Here is a 6,977-nt window from a genome sequence, read left to right as displayed (position 1 = left end):
GTATACAATATATCTATTGTGTATTGTTTGTTCGTTACCAAAAAACCACTCAAATCAATGGGAACAAAAGGACAACAATATGCGTAATAACAAAAAAACAGCGCAAACACTGTGTAAATCACTCACAGCATCAGCACTTGCTTTAGCGTTGGGGACTGCTACAGCATTTGCAGCAGATGGCAATAGCACTGTGAAAGGGAGCATCGTCAATGGTCAAGGTATTGAGTTATCGCAGGCTCAATTGACCTTTACACACAAAACTAAGGGGCTGAAGTTTGCTGTGCAAACTAATGGCAAGGGCGAATACATTTTACGTAATCTGCCTGTTGGTCGTTACAGCGTGTCAATTAATAAAGCAGGATTTGAAACCGTTATTGAAGAGGACGTTGAGCTTAATATTGGACAGGCGCTGATCTTAGACGCTCAACTATTACAACAAGGGCAGGATATAGAGCGGATAGCGGTAACAGGTACGGCTATCCGACGTGTTGATATGGCCTCGTCAACGGCTGGCGTAACCTTTACAGACGCAGAGCTCAAAGTCATGCCGGTCAACACTGGCTTTGAAAGTATTGCGTTACTCGCACCAGGCACCGCTGAACCTGGTGGAGATTCATTTAAGGGGGCATCAAGTTTTGGTGGATCTTCGTCAGCAGAAAATGGTTATTACTTTAATGGCTTAAATGTCACGAGTATCCAAACTGGTTTAGGCTCAATTCGCTTGCCTTGGGAAGCCATTTCACAAACTCAAATCAAAACGGGGGGAATTAGCCCTGAATTTGGTGGCGCGCTTGGCGGTATTGTTAACGCAATTTCTAAATCTGGTGATAATGAATTTAACTTAGGGGCGGAGGTGAGGATAGACCCTTCTTCTAGTCATAGTTATCATGATTCTAATTATTTGGATAACGGGACAATTAACTTAAATACAGAGCAAGATTACGACTCCTTTAGAGAATTACAAGTCTGGGCGAGTGGTGCAATCATTGAGGACAGTTTGTTTTATTATGGTCTATATGCGCCTCGACGGGAGGTTAATCGCTGGGCTGGGCAAACGACCTTCAATGACAGAAGCCGAGATGAAGACCGTTGGTTTGCAAAACTTGATTGGTTCATCAACGAAGACCACTCAATCGGATTTTCAGCCATGAATAACAAAAGAGAATGGACGAGGCAGACCTATGCTTATGATTGGGAAAGCGATACGATTGGTGATAAACAAGGTGTAGCTGCTCCCGGTGAAGATGGCGGCAAAGTTTACAGTATCAATTACAGCGGTTACTTTTCAGACTTTTTCTCGGTATCGGCTGTGGTTGGTCGAGTCACTGAAAATGTAGAAAACATCGTTGCTTCAACTGTGCCAGGTGTTTGGGATGAAAGGGAAAGTTTTGTCACATTATCGAGCCACACAGCTAGCAGTATTTCTGAGCAAGAGTTTGTTCGTGACCAAGCGAGAGTAGATTTCAATATCGATCTAGACTATCACTCCATTTTGTTTGGTGTTGATTACACTAAAGTTACGGTAGATCACTTTGAAGGTCAAAATGGCCTTGGAGACGCAGAAGGCTGGTGGACAATCAAAACCGCTGGTGAAGGGAGCATTTCTGGTGCTGCGCTAGGTCAGGATTATATTGAACGCCGAGTGAGGACTAGGACGGTTGACTCTGAGGTTAACTCGCTTGCTTTCTACGTCAATGATTCTTGGCAAGTCACCGACCAACTCGTGTTAAACCTGGGACTGCGTTATAGCCAGTTTGAAAATACCGTCACTGATGGCAGAGCATTTGTTGATATGGATAACCAACTCGCGCCAAGGTTTCAGGCTATTTACGACTTAAATGGTGATGGTGAATCCAAAGTTTTCTTCACTTACGGGCGATACTTTCAACCTGTGTCTGCCAACATGAATATCACTCAAGGTTCGGCTTCAGTAGAGTGGTTTGAGTATTTCGATCTAGATCAAGTAGACAGTGATGGCTATCCCATTTTATTAAATGATGGCTCGCCAAGTCGAGGGGAGATGCTTCGAGATAGACGCTGGCGTCAACGCGGAATTACAGAGCCTGGCTTGATTGCTTCTTCAACACTTAAGCCGATGTATTCTGACGAACTGACCTTAGGGTACCAGACCACCATTTTTGACGATATGGCATTTGGGGTTAGAGCTATTTATCGAGATCTTGGACGTAGTGTTGAAGATACGGATGTTGGCCCCGTACTTGCGAAGAAATTGGCCGAACTCGGTATCCAAGACAATGTCGGTCAAGGGTCTTACTATGTGCTGAATAACCCTGGTGAAGCGATCACCATGAGTTATGACTTCGATGGCGATGGCCAAGTCGATGAAGTGACACTTAGTGCAGAAGAGCTTGCCCTGCAACAAGCTGTACGTAAATATCTGGCACTTGAATTTACCTTAGAGGGAAATATTACTGATAAGTTTCGGATTAATTCTTCTTATACTTGGTCACACAGCTATGGTAATACAGAAGGTTTAGTGAAAACCGACAACGATCAGGCTGATCCTGGTTGGACAACTTCTTATGATTACGCGGATCTGATGGATCACGGCTATGGTAATTTGCCTAACGACCATCGCCATTCAATAAAAGTATCAGGCTCTTACGATATCACAAATGAGCTAACTCTGGGGCTGGTTGCAAGAACGTCATCAGGCCGCCCGACTAACTATTTTTCTAAGCACCCAGTCGGTGTAGATAGCTGTGCCGCAGGAAGCCCTTGGGACGCGTGCGTAAGTAAAGATTACGGTCATGTTTCACATTATGACGAAAACGGCAATCCAGCTCCTCGCGGTAGCATTGATAATCTGCCTTGGGCAACCACGGTAGACCTATCGCTCAGTTATTCTACAGATATTATGGGGCATGACCTATTGCTTAAAGGAACTGTTTATAACCTACTAAACAGTGATAAAGCGCTTGGGATCAATGAACAACGTTCTTTAGACGGTGAAAATGGTTTAATCGTTAACCCTGACTACGGCATCACGACGTTACGACAAACTGAACGTTACGCGTCGTTGGTTGCAAGGTTTACGTTTTAATTTCCCTGGAGAGAGCCAAGGATAGGTGTCATGTACCTAACTCTTGGTTTAAGCCAAACAAAACGTTTGGCTTATTTCATGTCACGGAGAGTATGATGACGTTAACAATAGATTTTGAACAGATACTGAGCCACGCGAAAGTAATAGAGACGGTTGATATGCATACCGCCGGCGAACCGTTGCGGGTGATTGTCGATGGATTCCCTGAACCTCAAGGCAACACTATTTTAGATAAACGGCAATACTGCGTAGAAAATCTTGATCACTATCGCACCGCGCTGATGTATGAGCCTAGGGGTCATGCTGATATGTATGGTGCGCTTATTGTTGAAAAGCAGTTACCAGAAAGCGATTTTGGCGTGTTATTTCTTCATAATGAAGGGTACTCAACAATGTGTGGTCATGCGATTATTGCTTTAACCACACTATTTTTACAGCACAATCCTGTAAAAAAGCAGTTGTTGATAGATGCGCCAGCAGGGCTAATTACTGCATGGCTAAGAGACGGCCAAGCTGAATTTGCCAATGTACCAGCAGAGGTGGTGACGCTTGATAAACAGGTCAAGACATCTGAATTTGGTTTAATCTCAGTGGATATCGCATTTGGTGGTGCGTTTTATGCCTATATTGACGCTGATACAATCGATTTAGCTCTTACGTCAGAAAATGCAGCTTACATTCAGCAGTTAGGTTTAACGCTTAAACAAGAAATTGCAACACAGATTAGCTTAGTGCATGACGATGCGCGCCTTGCGTTTTTATATGGTGTGATTTTTTATTCCAATTCTCAAAAATCAGACTCTGCCCACAGTAAGCATGTGTGCATTTTTGCCGATGGCGAATTAGATCGCAGTCCAACAGGGACAGGAGTTAGTGGTAGAGCTGCAATTCTTGCCGCCAGAGATGAGCTCTCTGCAAATCAACGTATCTTTATTGAAGGTATATTAGGCCTGGGCTTAGATGTTTGTTATCAACTTACTGATGACAGTAAATCGTTAATCCCAATAGTTTCGGGCACGGCCTATATTACAGGCCGACACCAATTTATTTTAGACGACCACGATCCATTAGTAAGAGGATTTTTACTACGATGAATGTAGATTACGCAGCCAGACAGCAACGCTTAGTCAATAAATTACAACAACACCAAAGTGACGCTATCATTATTTATGGCTACGAGAATATTGTATATTTAACTGGCTTTACCGGCCATGCTGCAACATTGTTGATGTCTTCAAATGGGCAACACAGACTCATTACCGATTATCGTTACTTTGAGCGTGCTAGCAATGAAGCGGTGGGAGTCGAAGTTATTTTAAGAAATCGTGACAAAGAAACGTTACCTGATTGTATTTTTAGATTATTGGATGGACCGCGACAGCTTGCATTTGAAGCGCATCAAATTAGTCACGCAGATTATGTCTCATTAAATATCAGTGCAAAAAATACCACGCTTGTTGCCGCGCCGCTGTGGGTGGAATCACTAAGACAAGTTAAAGATGGTTATGAAATTAACTGTATTAAACGCGCCGCCGAGATAGCTGACTCGGCGCTTGCCCATACACTACCTTTGTTAAAGGTAGGGATCACTGAGCGAGAAGCGGCAATTGAGCTTGAGTATCAGATGCAAAAGCTAGGCTCCGAAGGACTCTCTTTTGACACAATCCTATTATTTGGTGCACGTTCTTCCTTACCGCACGGAAACCCAGGACAGACAAAGCTCAACCAAGGGGACTTGGTACTTATCGACTTTGGTGCGGTGATAAGCGGCTATCGCTCTGATATGACGCGAAGTTACGTGTTGGGGGAGCCGACGAAGCAACAACAATCCATTTATGACACGGTTCAACATGCGCAGCGAGCTGCGTTGGCGCTAATAAAAGCGGGCGTTAACTGCATAGATTTAAATAACGCATCACACGATGTGTTGAGTCATAGTGACTTTTCACAATACGCAGGTGAGGGACTTGGTCACGGTGTGGGGTTATTTTTACACGAGCAGCCGTTTATTAAACCTGGGGTCGATCACCAGTTAGAAGCTGGCAATATCATTACCATAGAGCCGGGTATTTACATTCCAAATTATGGTGGTGTGCGCTTGGAAGAAGATGTATTGGTGACTGAAAATGGTTTTGAATGCTTAACCCACGCGCCACAAGTATTTCAGCTAACAAACTAAGGAATGATGATGCAAATTATTACTCGCCAAGAGGTTGCGGATAGCCTCAACTACCCAAGCTTAATTCAGGCGCTTAAACAGGGTTTTGCGCAACCAGCAGGTACACCAACACGGCAAGTTTTTGAGCTAGATAACAGTCATTGCAATCATGACGCTTTTGCTGTTTTACCTGCTTGGAATGCAGATGTGATTGGCGTGAAGGCCTTTACCTATTTCCCAGATAACAACCAGCACGATAAAGCCTCCCTTTACTCGAAAATCATGCTGTTTTCCAGACAGTTCGGCGAGCCGCTCGCGCTTGTGGACGGCACCGAAGTAACGTTGTGGAGAACCTCTGCTGTGTCAGCATTAGCCGCGGAGTATTTAGCACCTACACATGCCAAACATTTGGTTTTCTTCGGTTCAGGCAATTTAGCTAGTTACATGATTAATGCGCATTTAAGTGTTAGAAATTATAGTAAAATTTCAATAATTGCACGCAACTCTGAAAAAGGACGTTTGTTGCTGGATCTATTGTCCTCGCAGCATCCGGGAATGGAATTTTCATTGTATCAGGAGGCAACCGCGTCTGTTATTGCTTCAGCAGATGTGATCAGCTGTGCAACAGGCAGTCATACGCCTTTGTTCAACGGAGAATGGTTGAGCGATGGTACGCATATAGATTGCATTGGCAATCATCATAAAGATTGTCGAGAAATTGATACCACAACGGTAACTAAGAGTCGCGTTTTTGTAGATAGTCGCGCCAATGTATTGAACGAGGCGGGCGAATTGTTGTTACCGATCAGTGAAGGTAAATTTAGCCCCGATAAGGTGGTTGCAGAGCTTAGCGAAATGACTAAAAATAACCTAGGTCGAAGTAACGAGAATGAAATTACTTTGTTTAAGTCTGTAGGAACGGCATTAAGTGATTTAATTGGAGCGAAATTAGTGTATGACTTGGTTCAAAAATAAAGAGCACGGTAAAGTGTATGAAGTAACCGCAGTAGTCAAAGCTGCTGATAAGCGCTTGGTGAATCCGCTTATTTGTCACGAATGTCACATGTTGGTCAGTTATCAAGGAGTTGGTGGCGAAACGAAAAGTGAAAAGCTGCTATATGATGAGGTGTTTTACAAAGCGTTTCAAAACCACGATAGCTGTTACGTCATGGTGGATGACAATGGTATTCGCCATTATCATCCAAGTGAGTAAAGTGACTTATTCAATTAAGTGAACACAATTAAGTGAATAAGCGCTAATTTTTGACCTGATAGAGTGCAAATATAGAGCGCTATGAATTCTGACATTTCAGCTATTGGTCAGGTGCGGACTGCGGTACTAACATGTTTCTGTCCAATTTCGTTGGTTGGCAAGGAAGGTTAAAAATTGTGTAACCTCTTCCGTTCCCATTGTTTCAGGGTGACGCTTGTGGTGAAAGTTAATGAATGCCTTAATCCAATATAGGTAGGTTTTTTTCTGTTCTAATGCTGTAACCACGGATACGCATTTCCTCCTGAAGACCTTTCAGAAATGGGCTTTTTAGACTCATGATAACTCCTTATCTTATGTTGCTGTGTATGTATACAGTATTATTTGGAATTCTCGGATATCAAGGRAAATAATGAAAAAATTTTTGCGCGTTTACGSATGAATARATTAAAAATGTTWTTGTTTATCAAWAGGTTATTTATYTKYGATTTGAGATAATAGGTTTGGGAAACGCGCATGCGCATTTTTCCAGATGGTATATTTAG

General features: G+C 43.1%; 5 protein-coding genes and 1 pseudogene. 5 read left to right on the top strand and 1 reads right to left on the bottom strand.

The features are described from left to right. The first annotated feature begins 79 nt into the window (after window positions 1-79). From L1D50_RS20115 to L1D50_RS20095, 5 genes are all read left to right on the top strand, one after another. Complete coding sequence (locus L1D50_RS20115) at window positions 80-3,064, top strand: TonB-dependent receptor (protein ID WP_239966679.1); 2,985 nt, start codon at window positions 80-82, stop codon at window positions 3,062-3,064. 95 nt (window positions 3,065-3,159) lie between these two features. Next, on the top strand, window positions 3,160-4,158 hold the full coding sequence (locus tag L1D50_RS20110) for a proline racemase family protein (RefSeq protein ID WP_239966678.1): 999 nt from the start codon (window positions 3,160-3,162) through the stop codon (window positions 4,156-4,158). Beyond that, a complete protein-coding gene (locus L1D50_RS20105) occupies window positions 4,155-5,243 on the top strand; it encodes a Xaa-Pro peptidase family protein (protein WP_239966677.1) in 1,089 nt (362 codons plus the stop codon). The genes L1D50_RS20110 and L1D50_RS20105 overlap by 4 nt, the downstream gene beginning before the upstream one ends. Before the next feature lie 9 nt (window positions 5,244-5,252). Then, window positions 5,253-6,197, top strand: a complete 945-nt coding sequence (locus L1D50_RS20100) for an ornithine cyclodeaminase family protein (protein ID WP_239966676.1) — start codon at window positions 5,253-5,255, stop codon at window positions 6,195-6,197. Then, window positions 6,178-6,435 (top strand): hypothetical protein, encoded by a 258-nt coding sequence (locus L1D50_RS20095; protein ID WP_017217477.1) that lies wholly within the window; start codon window positions 6,178-6,180, stop codon window positions 6,433-6,435. The genes L1D50_RS20100 and L1D50_RS20095 overlap by 20 nt, the downstream gene beginning before the upstream one ends. 144 nt (window positions 6,436-6,579) lie before the next feature. Here L1D50_RS20095 and L1D50_RS23595 read toward each other — a convergent pair. After that, window positions 6,580-6,772: pseudogene (locus tag L1D50_RS23595) on the bottom strand (phage integrase N-terminal SAM-like domain-containing protein); the annotation flags it as partial. Window positions 6,773-6,977: the final 205 nt, after the last annotated feature.

It is taken from the genome of Pseudoalteromonas sp. Isolate6 (assembly GCF_022398435.1).
GTDB classification, from domain to species: Bacteria; Pseudomonadota; Gammaproteobacteria; order Enterobacterales; family Alteromonadaceae; genus Pseudoalteromonas; species Pseudoalteromonas galatheae.
Note: the sequence above shows the minus strand (reverse complement) of the source record. Positions and strands in the feature narration are given on the sequence as shown.